Annotated in this window: 1 pseudogene; it reads right to left on the bottom strand. The window is 65.4% G+C overall.

Annotated elements, in window-relative coordinates:
• Nucleotides 1–425: pseudogene (locus EN780_RS37930) on the bottom strand (conjugal transfer protein TrbE); the annotation flags it as partial.

Raw genomic sequence — 425 nt, 5'->3', positions numbered from 1 at the left:
AGGGCGAGCCAGCCCTCGTCGATTATCAGCAATGTCGGCCGCCCATCAAGCCGGTCACCGATGCGATGGAAGAGGTAGGAGAGAACCGCCGGCGCGGCTCCGGTGCCAACGAGACCCTCGATTTCGAACGCCTGGACTGACGCCGCGCCAAGATGTTCCGCCTCGGCATCGAGCAGCCGGCCGTATGGACCGCCGATGCAGTAGGAGCGAAGGGCTTGCTTCAGGTCGTTCACCTGCAAAAGCACGCTGAGGCCGGTGATGGTGCGTTCCTCGACTGGCGCCGAGGCGAGCGACGTCAGGGCCGCCCAGATGTGTTCCTTGGCATCCGGGGTAATAGCGATGCCTTCGCGCGCCAGGATCGCCACCACCCAGTCGGCGGCCCAGGCACGCTCGTAGGTCTCGTGTATGCGGGCTAGTGGCTGGAG

The sequence above is a fragment of the Mesorhizobium sp. M4B.F.Ca.ET.089.01.1.1 genome, from assembly GCF_004022605.1.
GTDB classification, from domain to species: domain Bacteria; phylum Pseudomonadota; class Alphaproteobacteria; order Rhizobiales; family Rhizobiaceae; genus Mesorhizobium; species Mesorhizobium abyssinicae.
Note: the sequence above shows the minus strand (reverse complement) of the source record. Positions and strands in the feature narration are given on the sequence as shown.